General features: G+C 55.2%; 14 protein-coding genes and 2 tRNA genes. 7 read left to right on the forward strand and 9 right to left on the reverse strand.

From position 1 onward, the window contains the following. Positions 1–11: 11 nt before the first annotated feature. From dxr to DWV57_RS06195, 6 genes are all read right to left on the reverse strand, one after another. Positions 12–1,163, reverse strand: coding sequence for a 1-deoxy-D-xylulose-5-phosphate reductoisomerase (gene dxr, locus DWV57_RS06170; RefSeq protein ID WP_120020274.1), 1,152 nt, complete (start codon positions 1,161–1,163; stop codon positions 12–14). A 14-nt stretch (positions 1,164–1,177) separates the two neighbouring features. Continuing rightward, positions 1,178–2,038, reverse strand: coding sequence for a phosphatidate cytidylyltransferase (locus tag DWV57_RS06175; protein ID WP_120020275.1), 861 nt, complete (start codon positions 2,036–2,038; stop codon positions 1,178–1,180). Positions 2,039–2,151: 113 nt separating this feature from the next. After that, on the reverse strand, positions 2,152–2,865 hold the full coding sequence (gene uppS, locus DWV57_RS06180) for a polyprenyl diphosphate synthase (RefSeq protein ID WP_118526027.1): 714 nt from the start codon (positions 2,863–2,865) through the stop codon (positions 2,152–2,154). A gap of 92 nt (positions 2,866–2,957) precedes the next feature. Next, a complete protein-coding gene (frr, locus tag DWV57_RS06185; protein ID WP_005945866.1) occupies positions 2,958–3,512 on the reverse strand; it encodes a ribosome recycling factor in 555 nt (184 codons plus the stop codon). A gap of 81 nt (positions 3,513–3,593) precedes the next feature. Continuing rightward, a complete protein-coding gene (pyrH, locus tag DWV57_RS06190; protein WP_120020276.1) occupies positions 3,594–4,304 on the reverse strand; it encodes a UMP kinase in 711 nt (236 codons plus the stop codon). A 129-nt stretch (positions 4,305–4,433) separates the two neighbouring features. Further along, on the reverse strand, positions 4,434–5,129 hold the full coding sequence (locus tag DWV57_RS06195; protein WP_120020277.1) for a DNA alkylation repair protein: 696 nt from the start codon (positions 5,127–5,129) through the stop codon (positions 4,434–4,436). Positions 5,130–5,274: 145 nt separating this feature from the next. On the opposite strand from DWV57_RS06195, the gene DWV57_RS06200 reads away from it, so the two are divergent. Beyond that, positions 5,275–5,349 (forward strand) — tRNA-Gly (locus tag DWV57_RS06200). A gap of 48 nt (positions 5,350–5,397) precedes the next feature. On the opposite strand, the gene DWV57_RS06205 is transcribed toward DWV57_RS06200, so the two are convergent. Beyond that, on the reverse strand, positions 5,398–7,005 hold the full coding sequence (locus DWV57_RS06205; RefSeq protein ID WP_120020278.1) for an MBL fold metallo-hydrolase: 1,608 nt from the start codon (positions 7,003–7,005) through the stop codon (positions 5,398–5,400). Between the two features lie 216 nt (positions 7,006–7,221). Here DWV57_RS06205 and typA point away from each other — a divergent pair, with 216 nt between their 5' ends. From typA to DWV57_RS06235, 6 genes are all read left to right on the forward strand, one after another. Next, positions 7,222–9,045 carry a translational GTPase TypA gene (gene typA, locus DWV57_RS06210; protein ID WP_005945857.1) on the forward strand — a complete coding sequence of 608 codons (1,824 nt, stop codon included), beginning with the start codon at positions 7,222–7,224 and terminating at the stop codon, positions 9,043–9,045. Positions 9,046–9,204: 159 nt separating this feature from the next. Beyond that, a tRNA-Asn gene (locus DWV57_RS06215) sits at positions 9,205–9,281 on the forward strand. A 459-nt stretch (positions 9,282–9,740) separates the two neighbouring features. Continuing rightward, positions 9,741–12,071: a peptidase domain-containing ABC transporter gene (locus DWV57_RS06220; RefSeq protein WP_120020279.1), complete on the forward strand. Its 2,331-nt coding sequence runs from the start codon at positions 9,741–9,743 to the stop codon at positions 12,069–12,071. 365 nt (positions 12,072–12,436) lie between these two features. Next, the gene (locus tag DWV57_RS06225) at positions 12,437–12,886 is read left to right on the forward strand and encodes a hypothetical protein (RefSeq protein ID WP_097777610.1); all 450 of its coding nucleotides are present in this window, start codon (positions 12,437–12,439) and stop codon (positions 12,884–12,886) included. A 2-nt stretch (positions 12,887–12,888) separates the two neighbouring features. Next, positions 12,889–14,001 carry an HlyD family efflux transporter periplasmic adaptor subunit gene (locus DWV57_RS06230; protein WP_118526035.1) on the forward strand — a complete coding sequence of 371 codons (1,113 nt, stop codon included), beginning with the start codon at positions 12,889–12,891 and terminating at the stop codon, positions 13,999–14,001. A gap of 57 nt (positions 14,002–14,058) precedes the next feature. After that, positions 14,059–15,585 carry an Ig-like domain-containing protein gene (locus DWV57_RS06235; protein ID WP_120020280.1) on the forward strand — a complete coding sequence of 509 codons (1,527 nt, stop codon included), beginning with the start codon at positions 14,059–14,061 and terminating at the stop codon, positions 15,583–15,585. 262 nt (positions 15,586–15,847) lie between these two features. Here DWV57_RS06235 and DWV57_RS06240 read toward each other — a convergent pair whose 3' ends face one another. Together DWV57_RS06240 and DWV57_RS06245 are read right to left on the reverse strand one after the other, a co-directional pair. Then, positions 15,848–17,281, reverse strand: coding sequence for a radical SAM protein (locus tag DWV57_RS06240; RefSeq protein WP_118526039.1), 1,434 nt, complete (start codon positions 17,279–17,281; stop codon positions 15,848–15,850). A gap of 160 nt (positions 17,282–17,441) precedes the next feature. Then, positions 17,442–18,023, reverse strand: a complete 582-nt coding sequence (locus tag DWV57_RS06245; RefSeq protein WP_118526041.1) for a TetR-like C-terminal domain-containing protein — start codon at positions 18,021–18,023, stop codon at positions 17,442–17,444. Between the last annotated feature and the right edge of the window lie 10 nt (positions 18,024–18,033).

An 18,033-nucleotide genomic window follows, 5' to 3' on the forward strand; every position in this document is an offset into this window, starting at 1 on the left:
TCTCCTAAAGATCAAAGATGTGCGCGCACGAACTCTCGTGCCATGCGGTCGCACTCGTACACATCGCTGAGGGTATACTCGCCGCCAAAGCTGTCGCTGTCCACGACTGCTTCCACCAGACGGCCAATATCGAGGAAGCCAATTTTGTCCTCAAGGAAGAGCTTGACAGCTTCCTCATTGGCACCGTTGGCGGCGCATGGGCCGAGACCTCCCTTTTTGATGGCCTTTTTGCAGGCGGCAAGGCAGCGGAAGGTCTCGTCGTCTGCCACATCGAAGGTGAGCACCTTGAGTGCGGCAAAGTCCAGCTCCGGCACAACGCCGGGTACGCGCTTTGGGTAGGTGAGCGCATACTGGATGGGAATGCGCATATCCGGCACACCCAGCTGAGCAATGACCGAATGATCGCTGAACTGCACCGCCGAATGCACGATGCTCTGGCGCTGCACCACGATCTGGATCTTCTCCGGCGGCAGGCCGAACAGCCACACTGCCTCGATCAGCTCCAGACCCTTGTTCATCAGGGTGGCAGAGTCAATGGTGATCTTTGCGCCCATGTTCCAGTTGGGGTGCTTGAGGGCATCCGCCTTGGTCTTACCGCGCAGCTCCTCGGTCTTCATCCCGAAGAAGGGGCCGCCGGATGCCGTGAGCAGGATCTTGGTCAGGCTGGGGGCACTCTCCTTATCCTGCAGGCACTGGAAGATGGCCGAGTGTTCACTGTCCACCGGCAGCAGCTTTACACCCTGCTTTGCCACGGCCTGTGTGACCAGATGGCCGCCGGTGACAAGACTCTCCTTGTTGGCAAGGGCCAGATCATGCCCGCTTTCGATCGCGCACAGGCTGGCACCAAGGCCTGCAATGCCCACCACGCTGTTCAGCACCACATCGGTGCCGTCCAGTGCGGCCAGCTGCTTGAGCCCTTCCGGCCCTACCAGCAGCCGGGGCACATCTGCACGACCGGAAAGCTCCGCATCCAGCCTGCGGGCCGCATCCGGGTCGGTCATGCAGACATAGCGCGGATGAAACTCTTCGATCTGCTGCAGGATCTTGTCTACATGGCTGTGGGCAGAAAGGCCGAACACCTCATAGCCCTGTGCACGGATCACATCCAGACTCTGGGTGCCAATGGAACCGGTAGAACCCAGCAGAGTGATTTTTTTCGACATCACATATTCCTCCCTTAATAGTAGAACACCGCCGTAATGACCATGGTCACAAAGGGCGCAATGAACATCACACTGTCAAAGCGGTCCAGAATGCCGCCGTGCCCCGGGAAGATGGTGCCGTAATCCTTGATGCCGCACTGGCGCTTGACCACGCTGGCAAACAGATCGCCATAAATGCCCAGCACCGCCGCCACGCAGCCCAGCAGCGCAATGATCACATACATGGAAACGCCAATGTTGGAGCGGGTGAAGGCTTCCATCCGGTTTGCTGCCACCGAGTATACCAGCGTGATGATCACACCAAACGCCATGGTGCCCAGAACACCGCCAACAGCACCTTCCACGGTCTTTTTGGGGCTGACCACCGGGCAGAGCTTATGCTTGCCAAAGGCACGGCCTGCAAAGTAGGCACAGGTATCGCCGCCCCAGGCAAAGCAGAGGATGAGCAGGATAAAGAACACCGCATCGTAGCCGTACTGCTCCACCGGCAGCAGCTCCTTGAGCCGGATAAAGGAATAGAAGCAGAAGATCACGATGCCGGAGAACATCAGCAGGCCGCTGGCCTTCTGATAGCTGATGGTGCCGTTGCGCACCACCAGATAGATGGCATAAAATGTGACCAGCAGAAAGGACACCGGCATCACCAGCCGCCGCATGATCTGATAGTTGCTCGTCATGACCAGCAGTGTATATGGTATCAGCATCGCATACATCAGCCAGTCCTTCTTTTCAAAGCCGAGGGCACTGTAGATCTCGTGAACGGCGATCAGCGTAATGGCCGCGATGACCAGATTAAAGAGCAGGGTGTTGAAGGTGAACATCACGCCGATCAGTACGATGATGCCCACGATCGCAGTAATAACACGTGTTTTCATAGATTGGATCTCCTTTTCACCGGTCGGGTGCCGCGCCCCTCTGGATTAAGTTTGGCTCCGGCAAAGCCGCCGGGCCGTCCGGTCCCTGCACCGTGTGCAGGAGGTCTTGGGTTTTACAGTCCGCCAAACCGGCGGGAACGATGATTGAACTCCTCAATGGCAGCGTCCAGATCGCTGCGGGTGAAATCCGGCCACAGAACGTCCATTTCTACCAGCTCCGAGTAAGCTGCCTGCCAGAGCATGAAGTTGGACAGCCGCTTTTCTCCGCTGGGACGCAGGATAAAATCCGGGTCCTTCTGGCCAGCGGTATACATGGCATCGCTGAGCAGCTGTTCCGTGATCTCTTCGGGCTTTATCTCCCCTGCCGCCGCCTTTGCCGCAAGCTGCTGCGCCGCCCGCACGATCTCCGGGCGGCCGCCGTAGTTGATGGCAATGTTCAGGGTCATGCCGGTCTTGACCGAAGAATCTGCTTCCAGCTTGTTCATCAGCTGCTGCAGCTTTTTATCCAGCACCGTGCGGTCACCCATGAACTTGATGCGGATATTGCGGTTCTTGTAGTCAAAGCCCTTCAGCAGATATTCGCCGAACAGCCGCATGATGGCGTTGACCTCTTCCAGCGGACGCTTCCAGTTCTCGGTGGAAAACGCATAGAAGTACACCGACGAAACGCCCAGCTCATCGCAGTAATCTGCAATATCGCTGAACACCTCTGCGCCTTTTTTGTGCCCGGCAGTGCGGGGCAGGCCGCGGTTCTTTGCCCAACGGCCGTTGCCGTCCATGATGATGCCGATGGAAAGGCCCTCGGCAAATTCTTTAGGATGCGCCATTATTTCCTCCCGGCAGCAATGCCACCTTCAACAAAAGTGCCGCGCACTCTTCTTCAGCGCACGGCACCTCCAGTCTATTGCATCTGCGCAGATCAGACAGACATGATCTCCTTCTGCTTTTCTTCCACCGCAGCATCGATGTTCTTGATATACTTGTCGGTCAGCTTCTGGACATCCTCTTCCATGGTCTTCTGGCTGTCCTCGGTCAGCTCGCCGGCCTTCTTCATGGCCTTGGCCTTATCCATAGCCTCGCGGCGGATGTTGCGCACTGCCACCTTAGCCTCCTCGCCCAGCTTGGAAACTTCCTTTGCCAGCTGCTTGCGGCGCTCCTCGGTGGGAGCCGGGAAGTTCAGGCGGATGGTAGAGCCGTCATCAATGGGAGTGATACCCACATCGCTGGCCATGATGGCCTTGCTGATGGGGCGCAGCAGGGTGCGGTCCCACGGGGTAATGGTCAGGGTGCGTGCTTCGGCCACAGCCACGGATGCCACCTGCTGGATGGGGGTGGGGGCACCATAATAATCCACGCTGACCTTATCCAGCACAGCGGGATTTGCGCGGCCTGCGCGCACAGCGCCCAGTTCGCGGCCCAGATGTTCGACCGAGCTCTTCATCTTGTCTTCGTAAACCTTGGTGTTGCTGCTCATTGCGGTAGTCTCCTGTTCCTTTTTATCTTGGGGCTGCGCTGCAATGCGTCTGCCCTATAATGTATGTCGGCTGCAGGCGTTTCAGCCCTCGTAAACCAGTGTGCCCACATTCTCGCCCTGCACGGCACGGGCAATGTTGTCCGGGTCGGCCAGATCGAACACGAGGATGGGCAGCTTGTTGTCGCGGCACAGAGTGGCAGCAGTGCCATCCATAACAGCCAGCTGGTCTTCCAGCACCTTGGTAAAGGTGAGGGTATCATACTTCTTTGCGTCGGCGTACTTGTGGGGGTCCTTATCGTAGACGCCATCCACCATGGTAGCCTTGAACATCACATCGGCGCTCACTTCCACAGCGCGCAGAGCGGTTGCCGTATCCGTGGAGAAGAACGGGTTGCCGGTGCCGCCGCCGAACACGGCGATCTTGCCCTCATCCATGGCGCGCAGGGCATCCTTGCGGGTAAAGGGCTGTGCCACCTGTGGCATGGTGATGGAGGTGAACACCTCGGTGGGGACACCCAGCTGCTCCAGCTTGTCGGAGACAGCCAGTGCGTTCATCACGGTTGCCAGCATACCGATCTTATCGGCCAGTGTGCGCTCCATCTTGCCGCTGGAACGGCCGCGCCAGAAGTTGCCGCCGCCCACAACAATGCCGATCTGCACGCCCAGCTCGTGTGCTTTCTTCACGCCGCCGCAGATCGCGTCCATGGTGGGCTCATCAAAACCCGTGCCTTTTTCGCCGCCCAGTGCTTCGCCGCTGATCTTCAGAAGGATACGCTGATATTTCAATGCCATAATCCAAACACCACCTGTTTTTATCTTCCGTCAGGGCATAGGCATACCCTGGCATTTTTTACTATAGCTTATTTTACAATAAAACATCCATAAAGTAAACAGGAAATCTGCGCGGAAATCCGGAAGCTTTTATGAACGGCTGCGCAGACCGTGCAGCAGCTGCTTCATTTCGGGCGGAATGCGGCGGCTTTCCACCGCTTTCTGGATGGCTTTGTTGTGTGTCCACAGATCCAGCCGCTTTTCTGTGAGCCACGGCAGCGCGGCATCCGGCTGCTTTGCCAGTGCCGTGGCAAAATACCATGCCCGCATCATATTGATATAGTATTCCGTGCTGCGCACATCGGCCACCCATTCCAGATATTCCGGCCGGAATGCATCATCCAGATAATAGCGCATCAGCATCTCCATGCCATAGCGCACGGTGTACACCTCGCCCGAATCCAGCCAGCGGCGAATGGGCACCAGCAGTTTCTTCTTGTGCTTTGCAAACACTTTGGGGCAAAAGCAGTCACAGGTGGCCCAGTTGTTGATGTAGGGCAGGAACGCTTCCGTTTCAGCCAGCGCCCTGTCGTAGTCCCGGATAAGTTCGATCAGAAACGCGTGGAGGTTGTTCTCTTCGTAGTATCCATGCGGCAGGGCCTGTAAAAACACCTCTGCCTGCGCTGTGCCCGCGAGCTGTTTTGCCAGCCTGCGCAGAGCCGGAACGCGCACGCCAATCACCGTTTCCGGCGGCACGGTGGGCATCAACGCACTGTGAAAGGTGCGGTATGCTTCATCCTGCAAGGCAAACAGCTGCGCACGAATGATCTCTGCTTCCGGCTCCATCCTCTCTCCCTCCGTTCTTTTCTATTGTAGCAGAGCCGTATGGAAAAGCAAGGCCGTTCCGGCATTCTTTTCCGGTGCTTTAAGGAACACACAAAAATTGGGCTGGACATTTGTGCCGGAACATGCTATAATATCGTTCGTAAATGCGGGCATCGTACATCGGCTAGTATATCAGCCTTCCAAGCTGAGGAGGTGGGTTCGATTCCCATTGCCCGCTCCATGCAAAAAAGCGCCGTGGCCTTTTGGGTCACGGTGCTTTTGTTTTGCTTTATCGGTCCCACTTATCGCACAGGGCATTGATCTGGTCGGCAAACCTGGCAAGGTCTTTGTTTGCGCCGCCCTCGTTGTGCTCGATGACCCGCAGCAGGCGCTTGCCGGCGCTGACCAGCCGCTGGAACACACTGGCGGCACGGCTCTGGCCTTCATTCGCCTTGTGCTCAATGCGGGCTCTCGTGCCCTCCTGCAGGCAGACGGCCCCTTCGGCTCCGATGGCCCACTGTGCGCCGTTGTAGGGTGCGCAGGCAGTGAAGCCCTGTTCCGTCAAGGTCTGCACAAAGTGGTCCTCGGTCTCATCTTCGCCGTGCATCACGAACACACGCTTTGGTTTCTGCTCAAAGGAGTTCACCCACCGCAGCAGACCTTCTCTGTCCGCATGGCCGGACATGCCGGTGAGCTGGCACAGCTCTGCCTGCACCTCAATGGGTTCACCGAACAGCTTTACCGTCGTGGCACCTTCCAGCAGGGTGCGGCCCAGCGTGCCCACCGCCTGATAGCCCACGAACAGAATGGTGCACTCCGGCCGCCACAGATTATGCTTGAGGTGGTGACGGATGCGGCCCGCTTCGCACATGCCGCTGGCCGAGAGGATGACCTTTGGCACGCGGTCTGCATTGATCATGCGGGATTCATCGCTGGTCACCGTGACGCGCAGACCCGGGAAGGTAATCGGATCAATGCCGTTTTCCAGCAGAGCGCGGGTGTCCGCATCAAAGCAGTCCGGGTCGGTATCTTTAAAGATGCGGGTCGCCTCGATGGCAAGCGGGCTGTCAATGTACACCGGGAAGTTGCCGTGCCCCTTCACAAGGCCCTTTTCCTTGATCTCACGGATAAAGTAGAGCATCTCCTGCGTGCGGCCCACCGCAAAGCTGGGAATGACCACATTGCCGCCCCGGTCAAAGGTTCGCTGCAGGATCTTCGTCAGCTCGCTCACATAGTCCGGCTTCGGGCCGTGGCTGCGGTCGCCGTAGGTAGATTCCATAAAGGCGTAGTCCGCCTCTTTGATGTAAGCAGGATCCTTGATGATGGGCTGATCCAGATTGCCGATATCACCGGAGAATACCAGCTTGGTCGTGGTCTCACCCTCGGTGATCCAAAGCTCTATGCTGGCCGAGCCAAGCAGATGGCCCACATCCACAAAGCGGGCTTCAATGCCCGGTGCAAGCTGGAAGCGCTGCTCATAGGCCTTGCCCACAAACAGCTTCATGGCTGCTTCAGCATCCTGCACAGTATACATCGGTTCCACCGGTTCTGCGCCGGAGCGCTGGCCCTTGCGGTTTTTCCACTCCGCTTCAAATTCCTGAATGTGGGCCGAGTCCCGCAGCATGATGCCGCACAGCTCCACCGTGGGGTTCGTGGCATAGATCTTGCCGCGGAAGCCGTTGCGCACCAGCAGCGGCAGCATACCGGTATGGTCGATGTGTGCATGGGTGGCCAGCACCCAGTCGATCTCGCCGGGTGCCACCGGGATGGGCTGGTTCTCGTATACGTCCTTGCCCTGCTCCATGCCGCAGTCGATCAAAAAGCGCTGTCCAGCCGCTTCGATCAAAGTGCAGCTGCCGGTGACCTCATGGTTCGCGCCCAGAAATGTGATCTTCATAAAAACACCTCCGGCTTTATTTCTTCTGTACCCTTAGTATAGCATATTTTAAAGGTACACGCCGCACAAATCGCATGGCTTTTCTCAGGCATTCTGCCGAAAGGTTGAAAAAATTTTTATACAATCTTGACAAACCACCCCTTTCTGTTATAAACTTAAACTTGTATGACGTTCGTTCGTATTTTATGAGTTTTAATAATAGAGAGGTTGAATTTTATGGTTCGTAACGATTTGCGCAACGTTGCCATTATCGCTCACGTTGACCACGGCAAGACTACCCTGGTGGATGCAATGCTGCGTCAGAGCGGCGCATTCCGCGATAATCAGGTCGTGGCTGAGCGCGTCATGGACAGCGGCGATATCGAGCGTGAGCGCGGCATTACCATTCTGGCCAAGAACTGCTCCTGCACCTACAAGGGTGTCAAGATCAATATTGTCGATACTCCGGGCCATGCCGACTTTGGCGGCGAGGTGGAGCGCGTGCTGAAGATGGTCAACGGCGTTCTGCTGCTGGTGGATGCCGCCGAAGGCTGCATGCCCCAGACCCGTTTTGTGCTGCAGAAGGCTCTGCAGCAGAACCTGAGCCTGGTGGTAGCCATCAACAAGATCGACCGTCCCGATGCCCGCATCAAGGAAGTCATCGACGAAGTTCTGTACCTGCTGATGGATCTGGGTGCTACCGATGAACAGCTGGACTGCCCCATGCTGTTCTGCTGCGGCCGTGATGGCACCGCAAGCCTGGACCCGGATGTGCCCGGCACCGACCTGATCCCCCTGTTCGATACTCTGCTGAGCACCATCAAGCCGCCTGAGGGCGACCCCGAGGCTCCCTTCCAGATGCTGGTGTCCTCTGTGGACTACAACGACTTCGTGGGCCGCATCGGCATTGGCCGCATCCAGAACGGCGTTGCCAAGGTGGGCGAGGAAGTTGTCGTCTGTGACTGGCACAATCAGGATCTGAAGATGCGCGGCCGTCTGACCAAGCTGTACGACTTTCAGGCCAATGGCCGTCAGCCGTGCGATAACATCACCGCCGGCGATATCGTGGCATTCTCCGGCCTGCCCGACGTGACCATCGGCAACACCCTGTGCAGCCCCTCCAACGTGGAGCCACTGCCCTTCGTGAAGATCAACGATCCTACCGTTGAAATGACCTTCTCTGTCAATGACAGCCCGCTGGCCGGCCGTGAGGGTAAGTATGTTACCAGCCGTCAGATCCGTGACCGTTTGCAGAAGGAACTGCTGAAGGATGTCGCTTTGAAGGTGGAGGATTCTGCCACCACCGATTCCTTCCGCGTTATGGGCCGTGGTGAGATGCACCTGTCCATCCTGATCGAGACCATGCGCCGTGAAGGTTATGAGCTGCAGGTCTCTCCCCCGCACGTTCTGACTAAGGTCATCGACGGCAAGACCTATGAGCCTATGGAGCATGTCGTCATCGATGTGCCCACCCAGTATCAGGGCGCTGTCATGACCGGCCTGGGCCAGCGCAAGGCTATCCTGCAGCAGATGGAATCTCTGGGCACCGACCGTGTGCGTCTGGAGTTCCGTATGCCCAGCCGCGGCCTGTTCGGCTACCGCAACCAGTTCCTGACCGATACCCACGGCGAAGGCATCATCAACCAGATCTTCGACGGTTACGATGTCTGGGCTGGCATGATCGCTAACCGCTCCACCGGTTCTCTGGTCAGCTTTGAGACCGGCGAGGCTGTCACCTACGGTCTGTTCAATGCTCAGCAGCGCGGCACCCTTCTGGTGGGCGCTGGTGAAAAGGTCTACGAGGGCATGGTCATTGGCTACACCGCTTCCGGCGAGGATGTGGATGTCAACGTCTGCAAGACCAAGCACCTGACCAATACCCGTGCATCCGGCTCCGATGATGCTCTGCGCCTGATCCCCATTAGCAAGCTCAGTCTGGAAGGCTGCCTGGAATTCTTGGCACAGGACGAGCTGCTGGAGGTCACCCCCGAGAATCTGCGCATCCGCAAGCAGATCCTGAACCACGAGCAGCGCATGAAGGCCAAGAGCAAGCTGAAATAAGATTTTCCTTCTTTTTATACGATGTACTTTACCGTCCTGCAGCGTTTCAAAACACTGCAGGACGGTTTTGTTTTGCCAAAAATGATCCATTTTTTAAAAAAGGCTTGCAAAAGGCATTCTTATGCGGTATAATATCTTTCGCAGTCACAAATGTGATTTGCCTCTTTAGCTCAGTCGGTTAGAGCACCTGACTGTTAATCAGGGTGTCGCCTGTTCGAGTCAGGCAAGAGGCGCCAGAAGAAAAGGCAATGTTCCACGGAACATTGCCTTTTTTGTTTGTCCCATACTACACCCTTTTTCTGTACAGCCATGCAGTCGTGTTTCTCCTCTGTTTTTGGGCTTCTCTGTCCCAAAAACACAGCATCCATGCGAAAAAAGCATCAAGCATAATGATTTCTTAAAATTTGACTACTTGAAGAAGATGTCACATTGTGGTATACTGCTTATAAGCTTTGGGAATTTGTATCTGTTTTTCCAAAGTCCGGCACACAGATCAAAGGGTAGGTGCTCCCTTCTTTTGATAGCAGCCGACCGGTGTTTTGTCATGGTTTTCCGCAGGACAGGACAAAACACCGGTCTCTGTGCTGTTGTTTCAGGCTCCGGCTCTTTTCACGTTGTCAGATCTGCGGCAGGCCGCTTCTTCAAAACGCCTGCCGCTGTTTGAATAAATTTGTATATGATCAAAGGAAGCATCTATGCGTTATACCTATGTCCGGCAGCACGACACCACTGACTGTGCGGCTGCCTGCCTCGCAATGGTGTGCCTCCATTACAAAAAGGAAGTTACCATCACCCGCCTGCGCGATATGATGGGTACCGACCTGAAAGGCACGAACCTTGTTGGTTTGCAGAAAGCCGCTAATGAGTTGGGTTTCACCACTGCAGCGGTTCGCGTAGACCGTGAAAATTTCCTCAGCGATTTCTCGCTGCCCTGCATTGCGCAGGTCATCACCGATCAGGGTCTGGCCCACTTTGTGGTCGTCTTTAAAAAGACCACCATCAAAGATGACGGTGAGCGTCGTCGGCACATGCTGAAAGAAGCCGAATCCGCCAAGGAAGATGAGAAGAACGGCAGAAAACACAAGTGCAAGGATTATGTCGTGATCGGCGACCCCGGCAGTGAGCTGAAAAAGATCTCTCTGGATGAGTTCTACAAGAACTTTACCGGTGTTCTGCTGCTGATGAACCCCACCTCGGAGTTCAAGGGCGGTAAGATCGAAAAGGGCGGCATGTTCAAGCGTTACATCGACCTGTTGCTGCCCCAGAAAAAACTCTTTGCCTATGCGATCCTGAGTTCTCTGATCGTTACGATCCTGGGCATCGCCTCCTCCATGTTCAACAAGATCCTGATGGACGAGGTCTTGCCATATGGCTTGGACAATCTGCTGGTCACACTGATTCTCGTGTTCAGCATGGTCAGCATCACCAATACGCTGGTGGGCTTTGTCCGTCAGTGGGTTCTGATCCACCTATCCATCAAGATCGATATTCCGCTGATGCTGGGCTACTTCGGGCATATCTTCCATCTGCCCATGAAGTTCTTTGCCACCCGCAAGACTGGTGATATCACCACCCGTTATTCGGATGCAAACACCATCAAATCCATCTTCACCAGCATTGCGCTGAGTCTGATCATGGATATCTCGATGGCCATTATCACCGGTATCATCCTGTTCCGCATGAATGCGATGCTCTTCTCGATCTCGCTGTTCATGGCTCTGGTCAGCATTCTGCTGGTGCTGATCTACAAGCAGCCTTACAAAAAGATCAACGAAGAAACCATGGTGCAGTCCGCTGCACTGAACAGCCAGATGATCGAAAGCCTGCGCGGCATTGAGACGGTCAAGTGCAACGCCAACGAGGATACCGAAATGGAGAACCTCGAGCGTGAGTACATCAAGAGCCTGAAGATCAGCCTGCGCTCCAGCAAGATCAGTACCACGCAGGGCCTGATTTCCTCCTTCATTTCCACCGGTTTCAGCATGCTGACCACCTATGTGGGTATCAGTCAGGTTCTGAAGGGTGAGATGACACTGGGCGGATTCATGGCCTTCAGCACACTGTCCTCTTACTTTACTTCCCCGCTGAGCAACCTGATCGGTCTGCAGATGCAGATTCAGGAGGCCAGCATTTCCATGAAGCGTCTGGGCGAGATCATGGATTATCCCTCCGAGACGGTCGGCGACGAAGACCGCACCGATCTGGACAAGGTGGAGGGCGATATCGAGTTCAAGGATGTCACTTTCCGTTATGGCAACCGTGCCCCTGCACTGGATCACATCAGCTTTACCATTCCGGCCGGTAAAAAGGTCGCACTGGTGGGCAGCAGCGGCAGCGGCAAATCCACGATCACCAAGCTTCTGCTCAAGTATTATGAGCCGGAAGATGGCGAGATCGACTTGAACGGTGTGAATCTGGCTGAATACACCAATGACTCTGTCCGCCGCGCAATTTCTTATGTGCCGCAGAACGTTGAGCTGTTCAGCAAGACCATTTATGATAACATCCGCGTTTCCCGTATGGACGCTACGATGGACGAAGTCAAGGAAGCTGCCAAGAAAGCAGATGCACACGACTTTATCCGCCACCTGCCCCTGCAATATAACACCTATCTGGAGGAAGCAGGCAATGGCCTGTCCGGCGGTGAAAAGCAGCGCATTGCGCTGGCACGCGCTTTCCTGAAGGATTCCAACCTCTACATTCTGGATGAATCCACCAGTAATCTGGACTTTGCTACGGAAAATCTGATCTTCAACATGATCTACGATCAGCTTGCAGATCGTTCCATGCTGATCGTGGCGCACCGCCTGTCCACCGTTCGTGACTGTGATCTGATCCTTGTGATGGATCACGGCCAGATCGTGGAACGCGGCACCCATGAGGAGCTGCTTGCCAAGGAAGGCAAGTACTACGAGCTTTGGAACATGCAGCAGGGTATCTACCGCAGCAAAAAGGCAGAGCCCAAGCAGTCTGTTATGCAGGCCGTGGTGGAAGAGGATGACGACGGTGAGTCGATCACCTATTGATGTGTTGCAGCCGGGTGCGCACCCGGTTACATATGAAAGGGAGTAATTCTTGATGGATAGCTTGGTTTGACATAGTTTTGCTGTGTCAGATAAAAAAGAGCTAGAAAGACTTTCTGTTTAGTAGAAGTAGATGGTGTTATCCTGAACAGGCCCCGCCTGCTCAGGTAACTATGCCTCACTATGGTGTGCCCGGAGGCAAAATGCCTCCGGGCACATTTTATTTGCAAGATCCCTATTACTTTTATAAGTAGTAGGCGATCGGGAGCGGAGAGGAAGCTGCTCTCTGCAGCGGTTTTCTCCCCTTTCTCGATTGCCTATTACTGCCTCTTCTGAGGTAAATCTGAAAAGGAACCGAGGTATTCAACATGAAAGAGATCAAAGTAGCCGAGAACAAGACCCTGAAGCTCACCAATGTGCTCTCCCGTGAGATTCATCCGGAAGAGATGGCCAGTCTGCCCGTAGTGCTGACCCAGATGCACAACTTTATCAAGAGCAACAACGCACAGCCCATTGGCCCCATTGTGCAGGCCATGGTGGTTGGTGAGGACCGTCAGATGCACCTGTACATGATGCAGCAGGCTACCCAGTTCATCGGCCAGATGGAGCAGGACTACCATATGGATGCTATTCTGCGCGTGAAGAACTGCCTGTATGCCCACTACACCGGCCCCATGCCCGAAAGCCAGCTGGCTTCCTACAAGCTGCAGGTCCACGCTTTTGAGAATGAGCAGAAACTGACCGGCACCTCCTATACCATCTATGTCAATCAGGATGAGGATGATGCCGTGGTCGATGTCTTTATGGAGACCAAGTAATTATGACGATTAAAGTTCAGAACCTTTCGGATCTGCAGGACCGCCGCATCATGATGGAAAAAAAGCTGCCGCCTTATGGCTACGCTTTTGTCATTCTGGTGGGCATCTTCATGCTGTTTCTGGTGGTGTGGAGCACCCATACCAACCGCATTTATGTCAGCCAGAACGCAGGCACCGTTCAGGCCAGCAATAAAACCTATATCATGTCCAGCTATTCCGGCTCCATTACCGAGATGTATATTTCGGAGGGCAGCTATGTGAACGAGGGCGACCTCGTGGCACACATCAAGAGCACGGATATCGACATGCAGCAGGATAACCTGGAAAGCCAGCTCAAGATCTACCAGACCCAGCTGGACCAGTACAACAAGCTGCTGCAGTGCGTGCAGGATGATACCAACTACTTCAGCGAGACAAACCCCGAAGATCAGCCCTACTACTATCAGTACGAAACCTACAAGAGCCAGGTCTCCCAGAAGACCTTTGATGCCACGGCCTATCAGGCTGCCGGTTACTCCGATGCTCAGATCAAGACCATGATGGAGCAGAGCCAGAGCGAAGTAGAAGCTCTGTATTACTCCACCATGCAGTCCATCTCCCAGAGCATTACCAGCGCACAGAGCAACGTGGACAACATTCAGGCTCAGCTCGATGCCTTGAACACCGGTGCCAACGATTACTACATCTACGCCCCAACCTCCGGTGTGATCCACATGGATACTCCTTACAAAGAGGGCATGGTGCTGAGCGCAGGCTCCCCGCTGGCCACTGTTGCCAGCGAGAACGACGATCTGGAGATCGTTGCCATGGTCACCGTGAATGACCGCCCGCTGCTTCATGTGGGTGACTCGTGCAAGATCGCTATTACCGGCCTTTCGGAGTATTCCTATGGCACCCTGACCGGCACTGTAACGGCCATTGACAGTGACGTGACGGCCAGCTCCAACGCTTCCTACTATAAGATGACCATTAAGCCCGATGCCACTTATGTGGTGAGCCGCAGCGGCGACAAGGTGGATCTTTCCAACGGCATGAGCGTTACTGCCCGTGTGGAGTACGATCAGGTCACCTATTTCGAGTACGCAATGGAAGCCCTGGGCGTTCTGTTCCGCTAAACCGGAGCTGTGCTGACTGCCAGCCGCCGTTATATCACCCAAAGAGGTACACTTACTATGAAATCAACCGCAAAAAAACTGGCCGTCTGTGCGGCAGCGCTCTGCCTGCTGGCCTGCGGCACAGCTGTGTCTGCGGCCGCAGCAAGCCCTGTCTCCGGCCTTACCCTGAGCGGCGTTGCCATGCCGTGGGATCAGGACGTGCCTGCCGAAAGCATTGAGGCCGGCAGCTATACCGCCAACATGCTGCTGGGTTCCTCTCAGCAGCTGTCTCCTGTGGTGCGTCCGCGCAACTCTACCGACTCGGTTGTCTTTATCTCGGACGATACTTCCATCCTGACCGTGAGCAACTCCGGTGTCGTGCAGGCTGTGGGCGTAGGCACCACCCGCATCACCGCTGCCGCAGGCAACCAGATCTGTGCCTACACCATCGTTGTCTCCATGGATTCTTCCATGATCGTTACTGAGATGGACCTTTCCCTTTCCTCCAACACCATTTATGTTGGCAACTCGGTCTCGGCACAGCTGCAGGTGCGGCCTACTTCGGCTTCCAACTATGCCACCGTCACCCTGACCTCTTCCAATGAGAAGGTCGCCACGGTGAACAATTTCGGCCGTGTTACCGGCATTGCCCCCGGCACCGCCACCATTACCGCTACCTGCGGTTCGGTGACTGCTACCACCAATGTCACGGTCATGAGTATTCCCAACTCCGGCACCGGCACCGGCACCACCAGCGCTGGTTCTTCCAACAGCGGTCAGGTCGTCACGGTGAATCCTTCCTACGTTGTGCTCAAGCCCGGTGCCACCCGCACCCTGACCGCCAGTGTCAAGCCTTCTTCCGCTTCCCAGAAGTTCACCTATAAGTCCGCCAACAGCAACATTGCCACGGTCAGCCCCAGCGGCGTGATCACGGCTGTGGGCACCGGCGCTACTTCCATTACCGTTTCCAATGGCACTGCATCCGCCATGGTCACGGTCATCGTCAACCGTTCGGCTGCATCTTCTTCCGATAATTCTTCGGACAGCAGCTCCACCGAACCGGATAACGATACTCCCATCGAGATCGATCCCGTTGTGCAGGCCATTCAGGACAGTGAGGACAACGAGATCGTTTTCACACAGGCCGAGGTGCCTACCGTGACCGGTGATATCCTCAATGCGCTGCGCACCACCGGCAAGACCCTGTGCGTGGTGGGCGATGGCTACACCATGCAGATTGCAGGCAGCGGTGTCAAGAGCACCACCAGTGAGCTGGACACCATGCTCATCCTGACTGAGTCCGATCAGGGCATCGAGTTCGAGCTGGACAAGGGCAAGGCTCTTCCCTGCTCGGTGCGCATCGATCTGGATGTGAGCACCTATACCCGCCTGTATCTGTACAACGCCGTCTCCAACAAGTGGCAGTACCTGAACAGCTACACCGACGGCATCATCACTGCCGATACTGCAGGCCGTTATCTGCTGACCAACCAGAACCTGAAATTTGCCAATATCAACTGGACCTTCTTCATTGCCGGTGGTGTTGTAGTGGTTCTGATCGGCATTGCATATGTTGTGCTGAAAAAGCGCTACTGGTTCTGGTAATTTTCAAAACCACTCTTTCATGAAACAGCAAGACCCTCTCTGAGTGTGATATGCTCCCCCTAGAGTAGACAGAGTAAAACAAAAACTCTGCGTACTCTGGGGGTATTTTCATGTCAAGGAAGAACAATCACTTTTGCACAAAAAATTCGCCGTCTCCTTGTGGAAACGGCGAACAAAAACTGATATTATTTCTCTGTCTACTTGACGGAGCGCACTTCAATGGAACGCCTGGACTTTGTTTGCGTTATGATGTCTGCCTTCGTTACTTTTCAATGGGCTGCGAGGGCTTCCAGTCCTTGTAGTTCTCGTAGCGGCTCTCGCGGATCTTGGTGTGGGACCAGATCTCGTCCGCCGTGGGCTGCCAGTTGGCCGCATAGTTCTTGCACTTCTCGCACAGGTGCTCCACGCTTTCCGGGGACTGCAGGTCGGTGCTGTGGGCACCAGTCTCGTGCACCATCTTCTGCAGCAGTTCGGGGTTTTCCAGCATCGGGCAGGGACGCAGATGGTTCTTGTTGAAGGGCTGGCCGTTGTGATAAGCCATGAACAGCGGGCTGTGCAGGATCTCCAGGATGCTCTGGTCGTGGATGTTGGCGTTGGAATAGTGGATGAACACGCACGGCTCTGCGTCACCGGCAGAGTTGATGTGGAAGTAGTTGCGTCCGCCGGCAATACAGCCGCCCACAAACTCACCGTCGTTCTGGAAATCCATCGGGTAGAACGGGATATCGCACTCTTCCGAGCGCAGATAGCGGATGCGGTCGATCATATATTTGCGCTGCTCCGGGGTAGGCATCAGTTCCGGTGCTGCCTCGTTGCCCACGGGCATGTAGTGGAAGTAGAAGCCGAAGTGTGCGCCCTTCTCACACAGGAAACGCATGAACTCATCGTTGGTAACAGCTTCGATATTATCGCGGGTGTAGCAGATGGACGTGCCGAACACGATGCCGTGCTCCTTGAGCAGATCCATAGCATGCATAACAGCGGCATAGTGCCCCTCACCGCGGCGGGCATCGTTGGTCTCCGGGGTGCCCTCGATGGACAGCATGAAGGCAATGTTGCCCAGACGCACCACCTCTTTGCAGAAGGGCTCATCGATGAGGGTGGAGTTGGTGTAGATGGCAAACTGCACATCATTGTGCTTCTCGGCCAGCTTGAGGATATCAGCCTTACGCACCAGCGGCTCGCCGCCGGTCAGCATGTACAGGTACACGCCCAGCTCCTTGCCCTCGGTAACGATCTTGTCCATATCCTCAAAGCTGAGGTTATTCTTGTGACCATACTCGCCGGCCCAGCAGCCCACGCAGTGCATATTGCAGGCGGAAGTGGGGTCGAACAGGATCAGCCAGGGGATGTTGCACTGGTACTTCACACGGTTCTCGCGGATGGTCTTGGTGCCGCGGAAGAAAGCCTCGTAGCCCAGATTCAGCGCCATGGTGCGGGCCACATTGGGGTCGGTCTGATCCAGCACACAGTTGATGAGCTTGGACCACTTGCTGTCGGGGTCGGTCAGGGTCTGTCTGGCGTGTTCGTAGGCTTCAGCGCTGAACGAACTGCCATAGAACTGCTTTGCGACATCCACCAGTTGTCCCACGGTTTTCTGACGGTCTTTATCGGCATGAGAAAGCACCACGTCCACCATTTTACCAACGGCAGCACGCTGCATTTTATGAGTCAGGCTCTCAACAGAAGTATTCATTATCCTTTTCCTCCAAACGGTATTTTTCGGAGATCTCTTTTTCTATTTCTATGCCATTACTCTACCATTTTATCCCACAAGTTGCCATAAACAGAAAAAGCGCCGTGATAGAAAACCCATCACGGCGCGGATTATGATAAAATTTTGTCGCTCTTCCGGTTCAACCGTCCTGTTCCAGATGGATCTTATTGCTGGCAAGGCGGCATAACGCGCGGCGCAGATCGCCCTGCAGCATCCGTCCCGTACGTTCTACCATCACAGCAGGATCCGTTTTCATATCCCGGCGGATCCATTCCAGCACCACGCCCACCAGCGCATATTTGTAAAAATCCACCACAAACTGCTTGTCATCGTCCTGCACGGTGATGTCGCGGCATTCGCGATCCGCAAATTCCTTCAGCATAGGGTCCAGAAGCTTGTACAGATACTGCTCCACCTGTTCACGACCCACAGAGCGGTATACGTTCAGTACCAGTGCTTTGTTATCCCGGATCTGGTGCAGGATGTCCAGAAATGCTTCGGTCCATGTATCAAAGCTCTGGCGGCCTTCCATCGTCTTGGCCGCATCTTCCATCAGGATCCAATCCACCAGATCGTAAATATCCTTAAAGTGGTAGTAGAAGGTCATGCGGTTCACGCCGCAGTCCTCGGTGATATCGTTGATCGTGATCTTATTGAGGGGCTTTTCCAGCAGCAGCTTTTTCAGCGATGCTTCCAGTGCCCGCTTCGTTGTTTGTGACACAAAGACCTTC

The organism is Faecalibacterium sp. AF10-46 (assembly GCF_003604105.1).
Classification (GTDB): Bacteria; Bacillota; Clostridia; order Oscillospirales; family Ruminococcaceae; genus Faecalibacterium; species Faecalibacterium taiwanense.

Bases quoted from the DNA above. Each gene is read 5' to 3' on its own strand.
- dxr (WP_120020274.1), bottom strand. From the start codon at position 1,163: ATGTCGAAAAAAATCACTCTGCTGGGTTCTACCGGTTCCATTGGCACC.
- DWV57_RS06175 (WP_120020275.1), bottom strand. From the start codon at position 2,038: ATGAAAACACGTGTTATTACTGCGATCGTGGGCATCATCGTACTGATC.
- uppS (WP_118526027.1), bottom strand. From the start codon at position 2,865: ATGGCGCATCCTAAAGAATTTGCCGAGGGCCTTTCCATCGGCATCATC.
- frr (WP_005945866.1), bottom strand. From the start codon at position 3,512: ATGAGCAGCAACACCAAGGTTTACGAAGACAAGATGAAGAGCTCGGTC.
- pyrH (WP_120020276.1), bottom strand. From the start codon at position 4,304: ATGGCATTGAAATATCAGCGTATCCTTCTGAAGATCAGCGGCGAAGCA.
- DWV57_RS06195 (WP_120020277.1), bottom strand. From the start codon at position 5,129: ATGGAGCCGGAAGCAGAGATCATTCGTGCGCAGCTGTTTGCCTTGCAG.
- DWV57_RS06205 (WP_120020278.1), bottom strand. From the start codon at position 7,005: ATGAAGATCACATTTCTGGGCGCGAACCATGAGGTCACCGGCAGCTGC.
- typA (WP_005945857.1), top strand. From the start codon at position 7,222: ATGGTTCGTAACGATTTGCGCAACGTTGCCATTATCGCTCACGTTGAC.
- DWV57_RS06220 (WP_120020279.1), top strand. From the start codon at position 9,741: ATGCGTTATACCTATGTCCGGCAGCACGACACCACTGACTGTGCGGCT.
- DWV57_RS06225 (WP_097777610.1), top strand. From the start codon at position 12,437: ATGAAAGAGATCAAAGTAGCCGAGAACAAGACCCTGAAGCTCACCAAT.
- DWV57_RS06230 (WP_118526035.1), top strand. From the start codon at position 12,889: ATGACGATTAAAGTTCAGAACCTTTCGGATCTGCAGGACCGCCGCATC.
- DWV57_RS06235 (WP_120020280.1), top strand. From the start codon at position 14,059: ATGAAATCAACCGCAAAAAAACTGGCCGTCTGTGCGGCAGCGCTCTGC.
- DWV57_RS06240 (WP_118526039.1), bottom strand. From the start codon at position 17,281: ATGAATACTTCTGTTGAGAGCCTGACTCATAAAATGCAGCGTGCTGCC.